General features: G+C 31.0%; 22 protein-coding genes. 12 read left to right on the plus strand and 10 right to left on the minus strand.

The genetic code is table 11. The annotated features are described in order from the left end of the window. Positions 1-113 precede the first annotated feature (113 nt). From BUB34_RS04455 to BUB34_RS04475, 6 genes are all read left to right on the plus strand, one after another. Complete coding sequence (locus BUB34_RS04455) at positions 114-926, plus strand: DUF169 domain-containing protein (protein ID WP_073124668.1); 813 nt, start codon at positions 114-116, stop codon at positions 924-926. 273 nt (positions 927-1,199) lie between these two features. Further along, a complete protein-coding gene (locus BUB34_RS13745) occupies positions 1,200-1,571 on the plus strand; it encodes a hypothetical protein (protein WP_084120174.1) in 372 nt (123 codons plus the stop codon). Beyond that, positions 1,558-2,142 carry a hypothetical protein gene (locus tag BUB34_RS13750; RefSeq protein ID WP_278276698.1) on the plus strand — a complete coding sequence of 195 codons (585 nt, stop codon included), beginning with the start codon at positions 1,558-1,560 and terminating at the stop codon, positions 2,140-2,142. Before BUB34_RS13745 ends, BUB34_RS13750 begins: the two co-directional genes overlap by 14 nt. Positions 2,143-2,245: 103 nt before the next feature. Then, positions 2,246-2,458, plus strand: a complete 213-nt coding sequence (locus BUB34_RS04465) for a tautomerase family protein (RefSeq protein ID WP_073124670.1) — start codon at positions 2,246-2,248, stop codon at positions 2,456-2,458. A gap of 264 nt (positions 2,459-2,722) precedes the next feature. Beyond that, positions 2,723-3,103: a hypothetical protein gene (locus tag BUB34_RS04470; RefSeq protein ID WP_073124673.1), complete on the plus strand. Its 381-nt coding sequence runs from the start codon at positions 2,723-2,725 to the stop codon at positions 3,101-3,103. An 84-nt stretch (positions 3,104-3,187) separates the two neighbouring features. Further along, a complete protein-coding gene (locus BUB34_RS04475) occupies positions 3,188-4,600 on the plus strand; it encodes a metallophosphoesterase (protein ID WP_073124675.1) in 1,413 nt (470 codons plus the stop codon). A gap of 52 nt (positions 4,601-4,652) precedes the next feature. On the opposite strand, the gene BUB34_RS04480 is transcribed toward BUB34_RS04475, so the two are convergent. From BUB34_RS04480 to BUB34_RS04520, 9 genes are all read right to left on the minus strand, one after another. Further along, the gene (locus BUB34_RS04480; RefSeq protein WP_073124677.1) at positions 4,653-5,354 is read right to left on the minus strand and encodes a pentapeptide repeat-containing protein; all 702 of its coding nucleotides are present in this window, start codon (positions 5,352-5,354) and stop codon (positions 4,653-4,655) included. 96 nt (positions 5,355-5,450) lie between these two features. Next, positions 5,451-6,266, minus strand: coding sequence for a uroporphyrinogen decarboxylase family protein (locus BUB34_RS04485; RefSeq protein WP_073124679.1), 816 nt, complete (start codon positions 6,264-6,266; stop codon positions 5,451-5,453). Next, on the minus strand, positions 6,224-6,487 hold the full coding sequence (locus tag BUB34_RS04490) for a hypothetical protein (protein WP_073124682.1): 264 nt from the start codon (positions 6,485-6,487) through the stop codon (positions 6,224-6,226). The genes BUB34_RS04485 and BUB34_RS04490 overlap by 43 nt, the downstream gene beginning before the upstream one ends. A gap of 90 nt (positions 6,488-6,577) precedes the next feature. Continuing rightward, entirely contained in the window at positions 6,578-7,312 is a 735-nt protein-coding gene (locus BUB34_RS04495) for an amino acid ABC transporter ATP-binding protein (protein ID WP_073124684.1), read from the minus strand. Next, positions 7,300-7,965 carry an amino acid ABC transporter permease gene (locus BUB34_RS04500; protein WP_084120178.1) on the minus strand — a complete coding sequence of 222 codons (666 nt, stop codon included), beginning with the start codon at positions 7,963-7,965 and terminating at the stop codon, positions 7,300-7,302. The genes BUB34_RS04495 and BUB34_RS04500 overlap by 13 nt, the downstream gene beginning before the upstream one ends. Before the next feature lie 21 nt (positions 7,966-7,986). Beyond that, a complete protein-coding gene (locus tag BUB34_RS04505) occupies positions 7,987-8,805 on the minus strand; it encodes a transporter substrate-binding domain-containing protein (RefSeq protein ID WP_073124687.1) in 819 nt (272 codons plus the stop codon). A 15-nt stretch (positions 8,806-8,820) separates the two neighbouring features. Beyond that, on the minus strand, positions 8,821-9,384 hold the full coding sequence (locus tag BUB34_RS04510) for a CD3072 family TudS-related putative desulfidase (protein WP_073124689.1): 564 nt from the start codon (positions 9,382-9,384) through the stop codon (positions 8,821-8,823). A 167-nt stretch (positions 9,385-9,551) separates the two neighbouring features. Then, positions 9,552-10,553 carry a permease gene (locus tag BUB34_RS04515; RefSeq protein WP_073124691.1) on the minus strand — a complete coding sequence of 334 codons (1,002 nt, stop codon included), beginning with the start codon at positions 10,551-10,553 and terminating at the stop codon, positions 9,552-9,554. 136 nt (positions 10,554-10,689) lie between these two features. Then, the gene (locus BUB34_RS04520; protein WP_073124694.1) at positions 10,690-10,962 is read right to left on the minus strand and encodes an ArsR/SmtB family transcription factor; all 273 of its coding nucleotides are present in this window, start codon (positions 10,960-10,962) and stop codon (positions 10,690-10,692) included. Positions 10,963-11,157: 195 nt separating this feature from the next. On the opposite strand from BUB34_RS04520, the gene BUB34_RS04525 reads away from it, so the two are divergent. The 3 genes from BUB34_RS04525 to arsB are packed head-to-tail and all read left to right on the plus strand — an operon-like array spanning position 11,158 to position 13,402. After that, the gene (locus BUB34_RS04525) at positions 11,158-11,538 is read left to right on the plus strand and encodes an ArsR/SmtB family transcription factor (RefSeq protein ID WP_073124696.1); all 381 of its coding nucleotides are present in this window, start codon (positions 11,158-11,160) and stop codon (positions 11,536-11,538) included. 24 nt (positions 11,539-11,562) lie between these two features. Beyond that, entirely contained in the window at positions 11,563-12,306 is a 744-nt protein-coding gene (locus BUB34_RS04530; RefSeq protein WP_073124699.1) for a metallophosphoesterase family protein, read from the plus strand. A gap of 37 nt (positions 12,307-12,343) precedes the next feature. Then, complete coding sequence (gene arsB / locus BUB34_RS04535; protein WP_073124701.1) at positions 12,344-13,402, plus strand: ACR3 family arsenite efflux transporter; 1,059 nt, start codon at positions 12,344-12,346, stop codon at positions 13,400-13,402. Between the two features lie 75 nt (positions 13,403-13,477). Here the strand turns inward: arsB and BUB34_RS04540 are convergent, their stop codons facing one another. Then, on the minus strand, positions 13,478-15,688 hold the full coding sequence (locus tag BUB34_RS04540) for a DNA topoisomerase (protein ID WP_073124704.1): 2,211 nt from the start codon (positions 15,686-15,688) through the stop codon (positions 13,478-13,480). 158 nt (positions 15,689-15,846) lie between these two features. Between BUB34_RS04540 and dut the strand changes: the two genes are divergently transcribed. From dut to BUB34_RS04555, 3 genes are all read left to right on the plus strand, one after another. After that, complete coding sequence (dut, locus tag BUB34_RS04545) at positions 15,847-16,278, plus strand: dUTP diphosphatase (protein WP_073124707.1); 432 nt, start codon at positions 15,847-15,849, stop codon at positions 16,276-16,278. Between the two features lie 160 nt (positions 16,279-16,438). Then, on the plus strand, positions 16,439-17,854 hold the full coding sequence (locus tag BUB34_RS04550; RefSeq protein WP_073124709.1) for a C40 family peptidase: 1,416 nt from the start codon (positions 16,439-16,441) through the stop codon (positions 17,852-17,854). A gap of 104 nt (positions 17,855-17,958) precedes the next feature. After that, on the plus strand, positions 17,959-18,248 hold a 290-nt coding region (locus tag BUB34_RS04555; RefSeq protein ID WP_200787855.1), incomplete at its 3' end, for a transposase zinc-binding domain-containing protein.

Raw genomic sequence — 18,248 nt, forward strand, 5'->3', positions numbered from 1 at the left:
AAAAACTATACTCATATAGAGATAATGAATTTGACGAAACAGTATGATGGAGGTAGAATTATCCTGATATAATATGTTGGATAAAGCTAGATTTCTAGAAAGAGGAGGATATTATGGGGAAAGAGTTAAGGGAAGAGTTGATGTTAAAATTAAAGAGTGCTTTGGAACTAGATAGAAATATGGTTGGAGTTCGTTTTATTTATTCAAAAGATGACTTTGAAAGTTGTCAGGTACAACCAATTTTACATCATTTACCGTACTGTATGATGGTAAAATCAGCATCTAAAGGAAATAACATTAAAGCAAAACCAGAGAATATAGGATGTTTTGCAGCTGCTAGAGTTCTAGGTATGACAGAAGTTTCTGAGACTTATAAGTCTGGAGAGGATTATATGGGGTTTGGAATGTTTCATGACAGAAATGCATCAAAAAAGGTATGCGATAATATCTCTATCTGTCCAGAAAAGCCGTATGGAATTGAATTAGGTCCAGTAGAAAAAATGGAAAAAGACCCTCATGTAGTAATTTTAGTTACAGTTCCCTATAATGTTATGAGGTTGGTACATGGTTACAATTATTACAATGGTACTTACTCTAATTATAAGATGGGGGGACTACAAGCAATTTGTGCAGAAGCTACAGTATATCCATTTATAAGTGGTGAAATTAATACAACAATGATGTGTGCTGGGACTAGATATTTAAATCAGTGGGAACGTAGTGAAATGGCAGTTTCAATATCGTATGATAAGTTAGAGAATACGATTGATGGTTTATTAAGAACGATTAACCCGCTAGAGAGAGATGGGGATAAAAGGCGAATTGAAACAAAATTTAAAGAGGCAGGATTGCCTGACTTAGAATTAAATTATGGTCAGAATTATGATACAAATTATTATGAATTAGGGAAAAATAAAAAACGTTAGACAAATAAGTAAGCATATTATGAAAAACGTCTATATGCTTACTTATTTTCATATTCTAGTCTAATTGAAAGTAACTTTTATTTACAAAAAATTAATACTTTACTAAGTTTGAAGGTTAAACTAGAATATGATTTTATATAATAAAGTTTTTACATAAAAAGAATTTTATGTTAAGAGGACTTTCATAATTTTTAACTAAATACTATATTATAGATACAAAAATAAGCATCAGATTTAGAGTTTATTGTATATTAAATTATAAGGAGGGTAAACATGTTAATACTATCAGATAAAGATATTAAAAAGGTGTTTACTATGAAAGATGCAATTTGTACTAATAAAGAAACTTTTAAAATACTCTCTGAAGGAAAGAGCAATGATTTAGTTAGAGCATCTATTCAATCAGAGAGCGGTAATGGGACTTTTTCTTTTATGCCTTATTATTTAGATGGACTAGAATGTTCATCATTTAAATTATCAACAGATCCACCTCAGTTATTACTCATTGATGGAAGAACAGGTCTTATAATAGCAATTCTAGACGGTAAGTATTTGACATCAATTATACATGGGTGCATCTACGGGAGCGGCCTTAGATATACTGGCAAGAAAAAATTCCAAAAAGGGGGCTTTGGTTGGAGCTAACGAACAAAGTATATTTCAGTTAGAAGCTATGATAGAGGTATGTAATTTAGAGGAAATTAGAATTTATGATTTAGATTTAGGAAAAGCTAAGAAGCTAGAAAATATAATGAAAAAAAGGTTAAAGCCATATTCTGTTAAAGTTACACGGGTATATACAGTAGATGAAAGTTTAAAAGACGCAGATGTTATTGTTATTGAGGATTCACCACAAAAATGGAGATTTAATATAAATAAAGTTAAAAAAGGATCTACCATAATTCATACTGGATATATAGATAAAAGTGAGTCAATTACTTATGATAAAGTGTCAAAGATTTATTTTAACTCAAAAGAAACTATTCCTAGAAAATCTAGGCTCAATTTAGGGCCTAATATATCAGGAGAGATAGGCAGTGTACTATTAGGTAAGATAGCTGGGCGTGAAAATGACGATGAAATTATAGTTTATGAGAGTATTAATATGGGACTGCTTGATTTGATGACAGCAAGAGCCGTATATGTAAGAGCAAAACAAGAAGGAGTTGGAGATAAGTGGGATGATTTAGGCAATACAAGTAGGCACTTATCTTGATATGGATTGCTTTATTATATGATTTATTGACTCAACTAGCAATAAGGGTATATACTTAAAAGTGAATAATATTAGGAGTTATTATAAAAAGGGGGATAAAAATATGCCACATATTTCAGTAAAAATGTATCCAGGTAGAACAGATAAGGTAAAAGAGGAATTTGCGAAGAAGATACAAGATTTGACAGTTGAAGAATTCGGATGTCAACCATGTCACGTATCAGTTTCAGTAGAAGATATAGAACCAGAAAACTGGAAAGAAGAGGTTGTAGATAATATAAAACCAGAAGATTATATAATAAAGCCGAATTTCTAGATAATTATCTGTTTTTTTAGATAAAATATTCATGGGATGAGATTCATTTATTAATAGAAATTTTCTACATATAATGTAATACTTGTTTATAAAAAGATGCCATATTAGTGGCATCTTTTTATGTGTCACATTTTTTGTGATTAGTTGTTACTATATATAAGTACTAGAAATGAGATGTATAAATTAACAAAAAATATACAAAAATTGGATATATATATATAATTTTAAAATATAGTATTATACTAATATAAAAGGAGGGTTTCTATGGCCAAGAATGAATTTAATAGAAATAAAAGTAGTGCTAAATATTCTAAATTAATTGGGATAGTACTAATGGCATTTGGAGCCATCGTTTTATTTATAAACGCAATGAATTTGGCATCTGGTAATATGTCTGCAATTATAGAACTTGGAGGAGAAAATCCTGGGGATAATCTAGGTTCCTTGAGTATGTATGCAGTTTTAACGCTATATTTTATTTATGGGATAATTGCTTTTTTTGTTGGTAAATATGTTTTTTCAAAACGTTCTTACTCTAAAGTAAATTTAATAAGTATCCTAGTTATTTTAATAGGGATATTAATTTTAATACTATCATTTGCTAATGTTATTCCAAACATATTGAGTATATACTGGATTCGTTAATAAAAATACATCTCAAATCTAGTATATATTTAAAATGAGTTAACAAATTAAAAATAATTTATATCAAAAGAAAAAGGGGAATTTATGAAAATCAAAAAAATAACAACAATGGCTACGCTTTCGCTTTTAGTATCACTGATATCTGGGTGTAGTTCAACTAAAACAGCAGAAGTAAATGTAATAGCCACTACAGATTTACATGGTTCAATACCATATGAAATATCTTCTTATGTAGAAGAGGAATCTAAAAAGGATAAAAACATAACCATAGTAGATGCAGGAGATTTCTTTGATACAGAATCAGAGGCATCATTAGAAATGATAAATTACTTTGATAAGATGAGAGAAAACTATGAAAATAACACTAATGAGTATGTAGAAGCACCTATTGCAAAGGAAATGAAAAATGAGGTAGGTTATGATGCAGTTGTACTAGGAAATCACGAGTTTATATGCAATGATAAAAAATCCTTAGACTATATGATATCTGATTTTGAAAAGCAAGGGATAGATGTGCTATCTGCAAATACATATAAAAAAAATGGAGAAAATTACACAAAGCCTTATATAATAAAAGATATAAAAACACCAGAAGGAACTGTAAAGCTTGGAATATTAGGGCTAACTATAAAAGAAGTCGGAGAGAAATATGACTATGTAGAGAATGTAGGACTTGTAAAAGCAAAATCTAGAGAATTAAAAGATATGTATGGATATGATGGACAGCTATATATGAATGATTTAGTAACAGATGCTAAAAAATGGGTAAAACAGATGAAAGAAGACAAGGCAGATATAATAGTAGCAACAATCCATTCAGGAGAAAAACCTAAAAAACCTAAAAATCCAGGAAATAGAATTCAAGAAATAGCAAAAGAAGTTGATGGAATAGATGCTATAGTAGCAGGACACACTCATAAACAAATCTCACAACATGATTATAAAAGCAAATCAGGACAAACTGTAATAGTTACCCAACCAGGAAAACACGGCGAATGTATTTCTAAAATAAATTTCCAATTAGAAAAAGATGGGGAGAAGTGGAGTATAGCAGACAAATCAAGTGAACTAACTAAATTCGGCAAAAAAATGGATGAGGAAAGAGGTTGGGAGTTACCTGTAAATATACTATATTCTGAGAAAAAAGAGATTACTTTATCTGAGGTGACACCTTTTGATTGGGACAAAGCATACGTATTTGAACCTGGTGCATCTAAAGAAGATCTGTATAAAGTAGTTGGCTATAAATGGAGAAAAATAAATGCGGATGAACGAAATAAGTGGCAACAAATTTTATTTATGAAAGATAAAAAAGTAGTATGTTATTCATATGGGCATGAAGAAAGCTCGAATTTGACTATAGACTTAGATAAATCCTACTATAAAGATAATGTTGCAACTATTTTTCCAAAAAAGAATGATAAGTTTAAAGTTAAAGTAAACAAAAGAGATGAAGATAGAGGAGGGGCTGATATATACCTAAAAAATATAAAATAGTTGAACTAATAACAATAAACGGGGCTAATTTAAGGTCCCGTTTATTGTTTGTTTAGTATTCTATGGCTTCTTCACGAGTCATAAAAAAATGGATACCTGTGGTAGAATCCATCCACCTGTCCTCATTGAAATCCTTTACCTCCATCATTTCGCCAACTCTATATATAAAGTTTTCATCTACGAAAGATCTTGCCCAGTCATATGATTCTTTATAGTCAATACTTTTTATTGAAAGGACTTTGGCCTTATTACATCTACATGTATGAAGGGTTGCAGATGTACGCTTAGCATCTTCTGGAATTAGGAGTTGGACCATTCTAAAGTCTACACATTTTTTCCAGGCAATAAAGGCTCCTTTTTCAGGGCAGCGTAATTTAAAAAATTTGGTATCGTCATTATAAATAATTTTGTCTAAATTAGCGTATTCCAAGTTTGCATAGTTCATATTAGCGCCTTCAATATTGGCATTTGACAGGTCACAATAACGTAGGTTGGCTGCATACAAATCTGCATTTTTAAGAATTGTATTATGTAAAGAACAATTTTCAAATAGTGCACTATTAACACTACTACCACTCATATCTGCACTATCAAATTTTATATTCTTGAAAGTTGACCAAGAAAAGTCTATGTTTCTTAGATTCCATCCTGATAAGTCCATATCTTCTAGTGATACTTCGGTTAAGTCAAGAAGGTCACGGTTTGGGTTTTGCTTTAATATTTCTTTTAGATCGTTGAGAAGAAGTTTACGCAAGTGAAACACCTCCGGTTATTTGTTATATACAGATAATATCAATATATATAAGAAAATTATATACAATACTGTATGTATAAACAATAGTTTTTAATTTTACTCATAGTATCCAAAATCTTGTATGGCAGAAAACATAGCATATACATTTAGAGGAGGAGTACTAGGGGGCATATCACAAGAAGGCATTAATATATATCCACCTTTGTGGTATTTCATCTTTTCAATTACATCTCTGGAAGTATTATAGACATCTTGGAAGTTTCCAGTCAGTAAAGTTGTAGATGAAACATTACCGCCTATTATATAATCATCTCCAAAAATTTTAGAGACCCTTACTATGTCTGTTTGTTCATCTACTGTTATACATGAACGAGGAGGCAGATTTAATTCTTTAAAATATTCTAAATCATCTGTATGCCTTCCACATAAATGTATACTAAAATTTTCAACTCCACGTTTTTTTAATTCTTCATGCATTCTAACTGTATAGGGATAACTAAATTCCTTGAATAAATCTAGAGATATTATTTTATTGGATTCAAATGGGAAAAATGCAAATGATGAGCAATTTTCTATACCATATGTTTCTATATCATCATCTATTATTTGTAGCAGATATTTAAAAATTAATTCTTCTAATCTGTGAATCATTGCAGGTTCTTTTTTCATCCATTTCAATAATAAAATGGGGTCTAATATCATACTGAGTACTTCTAAAATAGAACCTGTCACCATAGCAATTCCATTTCCATAAACTCCATATGACATAGATATATCAATAAATTTTTTGCGTTTTTGAAATCCAAGCCCTTCTTTGTAATCAGTTAAGGTGAATTTTTCTGCTTCATCAAGGTTAGTGATGGCATATTTTAGCTGAGGGATACAGAAACTCCTAAGTCCATACCCATCCATCCAGGCAAATCAAAAGATGGTTCAGAATCACTTGAGAATAGCTGATTTGTTAATTTTTGAGATTCATACATTTTCTTTTCATCTAGAAAAAACTCTTGAGGTTTAAGTTTTGAAAAAATACCACTAAACATAGATAACCCAGGCATAAATGGTATTCTATCAATACTTTGGTCGCTAAAAAGTCTTGATATTCTTTCTGCTGACGAATATTTATCTTTCATAGGTTTTCCTTTCTGGCAATATAATAAATATTTTAATATGTTGTATCAAAAAAGCTGTCTTAGTTATTAAAGACAGCCTTTTTAGTATTTTTAATCTAAATCTACATAATCAACAATTTGTAAAAACTTTTTAAGTTTTGGATTAGTACATTCTTCAAAAATATATTTAGGAGTTCCTTCTTCCTCAATCTGGCCTTTATTTAAAAATAATACCCTAGTTGCAAAATGGCGTATTGCATTTATCTGATGAGTTACTATTACCATTGTCTGTCCTTCATGCGCTAGGGTACTAATAGTTTCAAAAACCTCATGTGCTAGTTCAGGATCAAGGGATGAAGTAGGCTCATCAAATATAATTATTTCAGGATCCATTGATAGGGCCCTAGCTATAGCAACCCTTTGTTTTTGCCCTCCTGATAAAGTAGAAGGATATTGATTGAATTTATCTTGTAGATGGACCTTTTTTAATAAATTCATTGCCTTTTCTTTTGCGTCTTTTGAATTCATTTTTTTTACTGTTTGACATGGTTTTGTTAAATTTTCAAGTACCGTATAATGTGGAAAAAGGTTAAAATTTTGAAATACCATACCTATTAAACCATTTGTACTCTTAACATTTTGTATGATTTTATCTTTCAATAAAATCTCTCCATTTTCAGTATTTTCTAGGCCAGCCATACAGCGTACTAGCGTACTTTTTCCTGAACCGCTAGATCCTATAATAGCAATAACTTCACCCTTTAAGATAGTTAAATCTAAATTTTTCAAAACAGTATTATCACCAAATGACTTTGATATGTTATTTACTTTGATTAGTTCAGCCATATAGATAGTCTCCTTTCTAGCCATTTAGCTAAGAATGTTACCGAATACGTCATTACAAAGTAAACTACTGCCAACGTTATATAAATTTCAAAAGGGTGGTAAGTTTTTGCGTATATTTGATTTCCTAGTTTTGTAAGTTCTATTACTGGTAAAACAGAAATCAAAGAAGTTTCTTTTATTATTGATGAAAAACCATTCATAAAAGAGGGCACTGCTATTCTCAAAGCTTGAGGTAAAACAATGTGAACTGTAGTTTGAATTCCTGTATACCCCAAGATAGATGAAGCTTCATACTGTCCTTTGTCTATAGAAAGTATTGAAGCTCTAACATTTTCAGATAAGTATGAACCACTGTTTAGCCCCATGGTAAATATAGCAGCGGGTATAGGTTCTATACGAATACCAAAAGAAGGCAATCCATAGTATACAAGGAATACTTGAACTAATAATGGTGTACCTCTAAAAAACTCTACATATGCCGAAAGTAAAATACTTACTAGTTTAGGCAGTTTACGAGTCCTTAGAGAGCCCACAATAATTGATATAAGTGTGGCTAGGATAAACGCACATATCCCAACCTTTATTGTTATGCCTATTGCACTTGAGAATAGGTGCATATAGGGCTTTAGTACTGAGAAATCTAAATTAGTCATTATATTATTATTCCTAACCTATTATTTTACTGATAACCATTCTTTTTCTATATCAGCATACTTGCCGCTATCTTTAACAGATTTTAATGCATCATTAAATTTAGCAGTGAAGTCATCAGAACCTTTTTTCATAACTGCAACTAAGTCTGCCTTTTGCAGAGGATCATTTACTACATCGAAATTTCCGCCTTCTTTAGATTGAGTTACTGCATATGGGAAAGACACTACAACTGCTTGAATTCTTCCGTTTTCAAGTTCTGCGAAAGCTTCCGCATTACGATTATATGATTTTAATTCTTTAACTTTTATTCCTTTAGAATCAAGACCTTTAGCAGCTTCTTCTGCTGTACATGCCGCTTGAACTCCAACTATTTTATCAGCTAAATCTTTTTGAGATTTTATAGAAGTATCACCCTTTTTAATTGCAATAGCATCACCTAATTCATAATAAGCATCACTTAGGTTAACTGCATCTGTTGCAGAAGTAGCTTCTTCTGGAGACATTGCAGACATAATCATATCAAAATCTCCGTTATTAAGACCTGGAACTAATCCTTCCCAAGGAGTATTTACAAAAGTAACCTTAACACCAAGTTCTTCTCCAATTGCTTTTGCAAGGCTTATATCAAATCCTTCCATATCTCCTGAGTCAGTTAGAGATTCAAATGGTGGATACTCAGGGCATAGACCTATTTTAAGTTCACCATCTTCTAATTCTGCTATAGTAGATTTTTCCTCTTTAGTTGAATCCTCTTTTTTTGCTTCTTCTTTGCTACATCCAAATAAAAACATAGTTCCTAATACTGCTATTAATAAGTATAAAAGTCTTCTCTTTTTCATTTTTCCCCCTGTTTTCTAATTAGATAATATTTTTAATTCATGTAAAATATTTTTCACGTTTTCATCTTGAGCTGCTTCATTTACAGCAAAAAACTCGACATTTATTTTTTCTTCAACTAACATTTCTTTTAAGACCTGAATCATCACTCCTGGAGATTTTTTTTCACGAACTGTTTTTGCTTTTTCTAGGACATTGTAGGCTTCTCCTATTTCACCATACCAATCGCCACTACAAGTTATATTTACACCACAAGATGGGCTTCCATCGATGCCAATTATGCCACATATTTTGTAGCCGTTATCGAGAAAGTCTTTTATTTGATTTATAATTGGTGTTAGTAGTTCGTGACAACGTTTTCTAAAATTAGGGTGGTTTAGCTGTTCCTCAACTTGTCCCCAGCGGCGTATACCGCACATATCTTGTTCTACGCAAGGTAGTTGGACAATTCCAACCCCCATTTTCATTAGTCCAGTTATTAGATCTATAGATGCGGCTGGAACAGTTGCAAGTCCTTCGACTTTGGCATTTACATTCAATAAACAATGAGATATAAGTACGATTTTTCTACTTCTTTCCACAAATTTCCCCCTTTAAGCTTTATTTATTAGCGAAAAAAACAAATATCTGTTATATTTACTTATAACATGTAAAATAACTCTAATCAAATAGAAAAAATCTATAGTAGGCAAAGGAAACTGTTATGCCAATCTATAGATTTTTTATGATTTATAATAAGTGAATTACTCTACAGTAAAAAACTTACTGCATTGAAAAAATATCCAGTTATAATGATACCTACAGTTACAATAGACACAAAGATAACCAATAATTTAGGTTTTACAACTTTACTCAACATTATAATAGAAGGAAGAGACAATGCAGTAACACCCATCATAAATGCAAGGATTGTACCTATAGGAACACCTGCCATAAATAGAGCTTCGGCAATTGGGATAGTACCAAATATGTCAGCGTACATTGGAATACCAATTATAGCAGCTATAAGCACTGAAAATGGATTTTTGTGACCTAATATAGAAAGTATAATATCTTGTGGTATCCAGTTGTGTATTAATGAACCTATAAAAACACCAATCAATACATACTTATAAACGTTTTTTATTATAAGCTTTGCGTCAGTAAAAGCATAATTCAATCTCTGTTTTTGATTGAAATCTTCTGACTCACCGTAGAGATCCCTTGTTTTTTCATTATAAATTCTTATTTGGTCCTCCATATTTAATTTGCTTATTATAGTTCCACCTACAATAGCTATTATAAGTCCTAAAATTACATAAAGAATAGATATATTCATTCCAAAGAAAGAAGCAAGTAATAACAATGAAGCTATGTCTACCATCGGTGAGGAAATAAGGAAAGAGAAGGTAACGCCTAAAGGTAAACCTGCATTACTAAAGCCTATAAATATTGGAATGCTGGAACAAGAGCAAAATGGAGTAACAGTACCCAAAAGTGCCGAGATTGTAGCGCCAGATAAACCTTTAAACTTAGTCAATATTTTCTTAGCTCTTTCGGGTGGGAAATAGCTTTGTATATATGATATAAAAAATATAAGAACAGTTAAAAGTAAAAATATTTTTAAGGTATCATATATGAAAAACTGTAGACTACCACCAATTCTAGAGTTTACATCTAGATTTAGCATGTTTTCAACGAAAGATGTAATTAAATCAGATAACCATTTCATACCCAAAATTTGTTTTGTAAAAAAATCAAATATACTCATAAAGACCTCCTTTTATATATCAAAAAAAATTGATATTAAAATTAAAAATATATAGATGCATACTCAATATTAAGTAGTTTATATTGAGTATACCTCTACTTTTTATTATATCAAAAAAATTTGATTTGTGAACTATTTATAAAAATAATTCTTGAATTATTTCATAAGTTAGGACTTTATGTACTACATCTTTGTTAACTGAGTAGTAATTCCACTTACCCTCAGAGGTTTTGTTAATTAGGTTTGCTGAAAGTAGTAATTTCAAGTGATAAGATAGTTTAGATTGAGATATATCAAACATTTCAACTAGCTTACATACACATACACTTTCAGCAGAGTAGAGTTTTTTTAGGATTGCTAATCTTATAGGATCAGACAATGCTTTAAAAATTAAATCGATGTCATTCATTTTAATACCTCCATTATTTTATATTATATCAAATAACCAAGATTAAAATGTAGTATATTTAGTTTTATTATAACACTCAATATGTATAATCAAAAAAAATTGATTTGTTTTTCGGATAATGGTTTACAAAAAGTATACCTATGGAGTATCATATGATTATAAATGAATATGATTATATGAAAAGGAGGAGATACTTTGGATTTAATACAAGTACTTAAGGCGCTGGGTGATGATACTAGAATAAGAATTGTGAATATACTTAGCCATGGTGAGCTGTGCGTATGTGAGATTGAAGCGATTTTAGGAATTACACAATCTAATGCATCTAGACATTTAAATAAGCTGATGAATGCCAAGTTAGTTGATTACTATAAAGAAGCTAAGTACGTTTATTATAAAATGAACTGGGAAATTGTTAATAGCTATCCATTTATAAATGAAATAATATCGAATGAATTACTGAAAATAGAAAACTTAGTGTATGATTACCGGAACTTAAAAGATTTTAAAAATAGAGGGATGAACTGTACTATTATAGCAGAATCTAATACAGTAGATTCTATAAAAAATAAATAATTTTATAAATAGAAGGAGAGAAAGATGAGAATAGCGGTGATATCAGATATACATAGCAATATATATGCACTGAATGCAGTTTTAAATGATATAGAAAATAGAAATATTGATTTAATTGCATGCACAGGAGACTTGGTGGGTTATGGGACTAGACCTAATGAAGTTATAGACACTATAAGAAAAAATAAAATACTAACTATAATGGGAAATTATGATGATGCAATAGGAAACAAGAGAATAGTATGTGGTTGTGATTATCCAGACCCTAAGGATGCATCAAATGCAGGACTTTCTATGCAATTTACAGCTATTAACACTACTGAGAAGAACAAAAAATATCTAGCAGATTTACCGAAGGAATTGATTTTAAATTTCAGCAACAAGAAAATAAGATTAGTACACGGAAGTACAAGGCTTATAAATGAGTATTTAAAGGAGAATTCCGAGGAAGCTGAAGAAGTGATGCTTGATTTAGAGGAAGATATTTTGATTTGTGGCCATACTCATATACCATATTCAAGGTATTATGGAGAAAAACTTCTTATAAATGCAGGTAGTGTTGGTAAGCCAAAAACTAACAACCCCAATGCAAATTACGTGATTATAGATATAAAAAATAAAGGCGAAGTAGAAAAAGTTTGCCAATGTATTGAAGTTGAGATAGTTGAAGTGCCTTATGACTTTGAGAAAATAGCCAAAGAAATAGAAGAAAATGAAATTTTACCAAATGATTTTGCGAGACTTATAAGAGAGGGTAGCCCAAGATAATTTCAATATGATTTTATTTATACAAGGAGGAACTATTATGTTTAAAAAAAATGAGTCAAAAAAAACAGGAGGACTTGGTGTATTTGAAAAATACCTAACGGTTTGGGTAGCACTTTGTATACTAATAGGTGTATTAATAGGTGTTTATTTACCTCAAATACCTGAGACCTTAGATCAGTTTACTTATGCTCAAGTTTCTATACCTGTTGCTATACTTATATGGTTGATGATTTATCCTATGATGCTTAAAATAGACTTTACCGCAATAAAAAATGCTACAAAGCAAAAGAAAGGTTTAGTTGTTACTTGTGTGACTAATTGGTTAATAAAGCCCTTTACAATGTATGCAATATCATACTTGTTTTTAGTAGTAGGATTTAGAAGTTTTATACCAGAGGGATTAGCCAAAGAGTATTTGGCAGGAGCTGTGCTTTTGGGGGCTGCACCATGCACAGCAATGGTATTTGTTTGGAGTCACTTAACAAAGGGGAATGCTGCTTATACATTAGTTCAGGTAGCAGTAAATGATTTGATTCTTTTAATTGGATTTGTACCCATAGTTGCACTATTATTAGGTGTTACAGATGTCAGAGTTCCAATGGATACATTAGTATTATCTGTAGTGCTGTTTGTTATAATACCTTTTGTTGCAGGATATTTTTCAAGAACTATGATAATAAAGAAAAAGGGATTAAACTATTTTGAAAATGTATTTTTAGCAAAGTTTAATGGGATAACGGTAATTGGTCTTTTATTAACATTAATAATATTGTTTTCTTTCCAAGGACAAAAGATAATAGATAATCCTACACATATAGCATTGATAGCTGTACCACTTACGATACAAACATTCTTTATATTCTTTTTGGCATATATTTGGGCTAAGATTTGGAAGTTGCCTCATAATATAGCAGCTCCAGGAGCCATGATAGGGGCTAGTAACTTTTTTGAACTAGCGGTTGCAGTTGCTATTAGTTTATTTGGTCTTAATTCTGGGGCGGCTTTAGCTACGGTGGTTGGAGTACTTGTAGAGGTTCCAGTTATGCTAGCACTTGTTCATATAGCTAATAAAACTAGACATTGTTTTTCTAATTGATAATTTAGATTAAAAAAGTATCCCATGAAAATTGTATAAGTTTTCGTAGGATACTTTATTAGTATAAAATTTAGTTTATTTATCGATTTTCATATCCCAACCCCAATAACCATTATCTTTTTTGGAGTATCTAAGAATAGCATCGAATTTATTTCCTTGTTTTGAAGTCAAAGACTTAACCTTAGCTTCACCTTTTTTAAGTATGTTTTTAACCATTGTCTTAGTAGCTTTTTTCTTATAGTAAGCTAGGTACTTATCATTTTTTAAAATAACAAATTTACATTCCCTATGATTAGTACATGCAAATCCCTTGTCAAATTCCATGACATCATTTTGGCAGATAGGGCACTCTCCTAGAGACTGATTCTTAGAGTCACTGCTTGAATTACTCTTAGCAGAACTATCCTTTGAATTTTTAGATTTAGAAGTTTTGGAATTACTTTTTTGAGATTCTTTTGTAAACTTCTTGGTCTTAGGGTTATATGTGTAGTTTTCTGTACTGATATTTCTAGGTCTATCATGTTTTATAAGGTTTACGTTTTGGTATATAAAACTCATTATATTAGTTAGGTATTCCTTTCTGGTATAGCTGCCTTTTTGAATATCATATAAACTTTTTTCAAGTTTACCTGTATAATCGACGTCAAATAGGTCTTTTACTGGGAATATCTCGACCAAATTTTTGCCTAAATCTGTTATAAAGTATGATTTACCCTTTTTACCAACATATCCTACTTGAGAAATCTTTTTTAAAACATCAGCGCGGGTAGCAGATGTTCCGATAGAATATCCAGATAAAACAGTGGTATCATCATCAGACACATTCTTACCGCAGTTTTTCATTGCTTTAAGTAGGGTGTCTTCTGTATATGGCTTAGGAGGAGTAGTTTGCTTAGTAAGAGGTGTAATATCTAAAACCTTTACATTTTCTCCTTTGCTTATAATAGGAAGTAAGTCATCTTTTTCTTCTTTGTTATAAACTTCTAGGTAGCCTTTTGATTTAAGAGCTTTTCCTTTTGTAATAAATATACTAGAGTCCACAGTAGTTTTTATCTCAGTGTTTTCATACTCTGCTGGAGGCATGAAATTAGCTATAAATCTATCTTTAATGGCTGTATAAACTATTTCCTCATCCTTAGAGAGATTAGTAGGAATTATATATGTAGGTATTATTGCACTATGGCTATCTACTTTGGATGAGTCAAATACCCTTTTGGTTTTTGAAAATTTGACCTTATCTTCATAAGGAAGTCCTTTTTTTAACTTTTCTAGGGCTTGAGATACCTTAGTTGTCAAACTTTCTTCTAAATAAATAGAATCAGTTCTTGGATATGTTATATATCCACCTTTTCCTTTTCCTTCATAAAGTGATTGACATACACTTAAAACTTTGTCTGAAGTGAAATTTGAATGCTTAGATGTTATATAACCCTGAAGCGATGTCAAACTAAAAAGTTTTGGTGCATATTCTTTACTGGCAGTGACCTTTTTATCAGAAACTATTGCTATATCAGAAGTTATTTTTTCTATTATACTGTTTACTTCCTCAATAGTATCGAATTTACTTTCCTTACCACTTACCAATTTTCCTTTATACTTTCCGTTTGCACACTCAAAATGCCCTTCTACCTCATAATAGGTCTTAGGGACGAAATTTAAAATTTCCATATCTCTATCGTATACGAGTTTTACTGTTGGAAGTATTACACGGCCGATATTAAGTAATTTTCCGTTTCCATACTTTAGTGTAGCAACAGATGTAAAGTTAATTCCAATCAACCAATCGGTAATCAGCCTTGTATATCCTGCTGCTTGCAGGTTTCTCATTTGCTCATCGTCCTTTAGATTGTTCATCCCACGAGTTATATCTTCGGGGGTCCATTCATTGACTAATATTCTTTTTACGGGTTTTTTGTTTTTTGCCAACAAGAAGATAAGAAAGGAAATAAGCTCTCCCTCTCTATCGTTATCAGTAGCGTTTATTATGTATTCTATATCATCTCTATGTAAAAGATTTTTTACTATATTAAATTGTTTGGTTTTAGAGCTATCAACCTTAAATTTAAATTTATCTGTAGGTATAAAAGGGAAATTATCTATTTTCCAAGAACCAGAATATTTTTCCTTATCGTAATCTTTCATATCATATAGCCCGACTAAATGACCTACAGCATATGTTACTATATAGCCGTTTCCCTCGAAATATCCATCCTTTCGGGTTTTCGCACCTAAGAAAGAAGCTATGGTTTTTGCGACAGATGGCTTTTCTGCTAGTAAAAGTTTCATGCTATATCTCCTTTCAAATACCAATAAATATATTATAATATAAAAATAGAAGACTGCAAGTTGTCTTAATATATATAGACGAAGACTTTTATATTATTAGGTATTTTTAGAATGGGTATACTTAATACGCATACTAAATTTGAGAGGAGAAAAAGACATTGTATACATTAAAAGTAAAAAAATTAAATGAAGAGGCGATAATTCCAAACTTTGCACATAAAGGTGATGCTGGTATGGATTTATATTCAATAGAAAAGGTTCTAATTCCATCTGGTGAATCTAGGTTAATAAAGACAGGTATATCTATACAACTTCCAAGTATGACAGAAGCTCAAGTTAGACCTAGAAGCGGTATGGCATTAAAACATTCTATCACTGTTTTAAATACGCCAGGAACAATAGACGAGGGTTATAGAGGAGAAATAGGTGTAATTTTGATAAATCATTCTAAGGAAGATTTTTTAGTGACAAAACATATGAAAATTGCTCAAATGGTAGTAAAACCTATATATGACATTGATATTGTAGAGGTTGATAACTTAAATGAAACAGATAGAGGAGAAGATGGATTTGGGTCTACTGGATTTTAATACATGGTAAAAAAAGGTAAAAAACTTTTTCTATAGACAAAAAGTTACAAATTTGTAATAATGTTAATATAAAATAATTATTAGAAATCTATGTAAATTTATTCACTATAGGGAGAGGAGTTGATGAAGTTATAGTTAAGTTTGGCTATAGCGAGAAATTATGAACTTTAATAAGGAAAAAATGGTGGTTAGTGTATTAGCTACGTCAGTAGCATTACCAATGATGGCAAATATTGCGTATGCAAATGAAAATAATATACAGATAGCAAGTGTAGAATATAGAACTATAACAGGAAATGGTGTGAATTTTAGAACAGGCCCAAGTACAGGAAATTCATCTATAGGCAAGTTCTATAAAGGAGACAAGGTAGAGTACATAAGCACGAGTGGTTCTTGGGTTCAGATAAAATATAACGGGAAAACAGGATATGTACATGGAGATTATGTATCAAAATCCCAAGGTTCTGAGTCAAATAATGGATCTACAGTATCATCTAAGAAGGTGGTAACAGGAAGTTCTGTAAACTTTAGAAAGGGTCCAGGAACTAGTTATTCTAAAATAGCGACTTTATCAAAAGGAACAGAAGTAGGATACATATCAGAGTCTGGTGGATGGTCAAAAATAAGCTACAATGGAAAAATAGGATATATGTCTAGTCAGTATTTAGGAAATAATACTACAGGTACACCATCTACAGATAATTCAGGTACAGATGTTACAGTTACATCTAAGAAAATAGTAACAGGAAATTGTGTAAACTTTAGAAAGGGTCCAGGAACAAGTTATTCTAAGATAGCAACTTTACTAAAAGGAACAGAAGTAGTATGCATATCAGAGTCTGGTGGATGGTCAAAAATAAGCTACAATGGAAAAGTAGGATATATGTCTAGTAAGTATTTAGGAAATAAGACTGCAGGAACACCACCTACAGGAAATACAAATACAGATAATACAAATACAGATAATACAGTAAAATCTACAAAAATGGTAACAGGAGGATCTGTAAATTTTAGAACAGGTCCGGGGACTAGTTATGCAAAAATAGCAACTTTAACAAGAGGAACAGAGGTAGGATATATATCAAAATCTGGTGGATGGTCAAAAATAAGCCATAATGGAAAAGTGGGATATATGTCTAGCAATTACATAGGTGATAAAGGATCTACAAATACTCCAGGTGCTGAGACAGGTGGAGTAGCATCTGATAGAGTTATAGATTTTGCAAAAAAATTATTAGGAAAACCATATGTATGGGGTGCAGAAGGTCCAAATAGCTTCGATTGTTCAGGATTTACTCAATATGTATACAAACAAGTAGCTGGAGTTAGTATACCAAGAGTATCTAGAGAACAAAGTAAATTTGGAAAATATGTAAGTAAATCAGAACTTCAAAAGGGAGATTTAGTATTTTTCGATACAGATGGAAGCAACAATGGAGTAGTTACTCATGCTGGAATATATATGGGAAATGGTGAAGTAATAAATGCCTCATCAGGTTCTGGTAAAGTTATAATATCTAATTTAAATAGTAGTTACTACTCTAGTAGATTTGTAAATGCAAGAAGAGTATTATAATAAAATTAATATATAAGATTAAAAGTTGTGAGAAAGGCTCCTAAGTTTAGGAGTCTTTTTTAATTACAAGGAAATTATATTGTATTCAAACCTGTGGAAAACTTGTGTATAATAGTGATATGAATAATTGTAGAAAATATGAAAGTAACAAAATTATAAATGTAATTTTAAAAAACCACTTTGAGGAGTTCAAAATATCAAAACTACCCAGAGTCAGAAAAGAAATGCGTGAGCATATAACGAATACAGTTCAAAAAGCCTTAAATTGTGGAAATATACAGTATGGGTATATAAAACATAAATGCTTAGAATGCCATGAGGAATATATACATGGATTTTCATGTAAGAGTAAGTTTTGTAGTAAATGTGGAAGAAAATATTCTTTAGAATGGGC

This window comes from Asaccharospora irregularis DSM 2635 (assembly GCF_900129815.1).
Lineage (GTDB): Bacteria > Bacillota > Clostridia > Peptostreptococcales > Peptostreptococcaceae > Asaccharospora > Asaccharospora irregularis.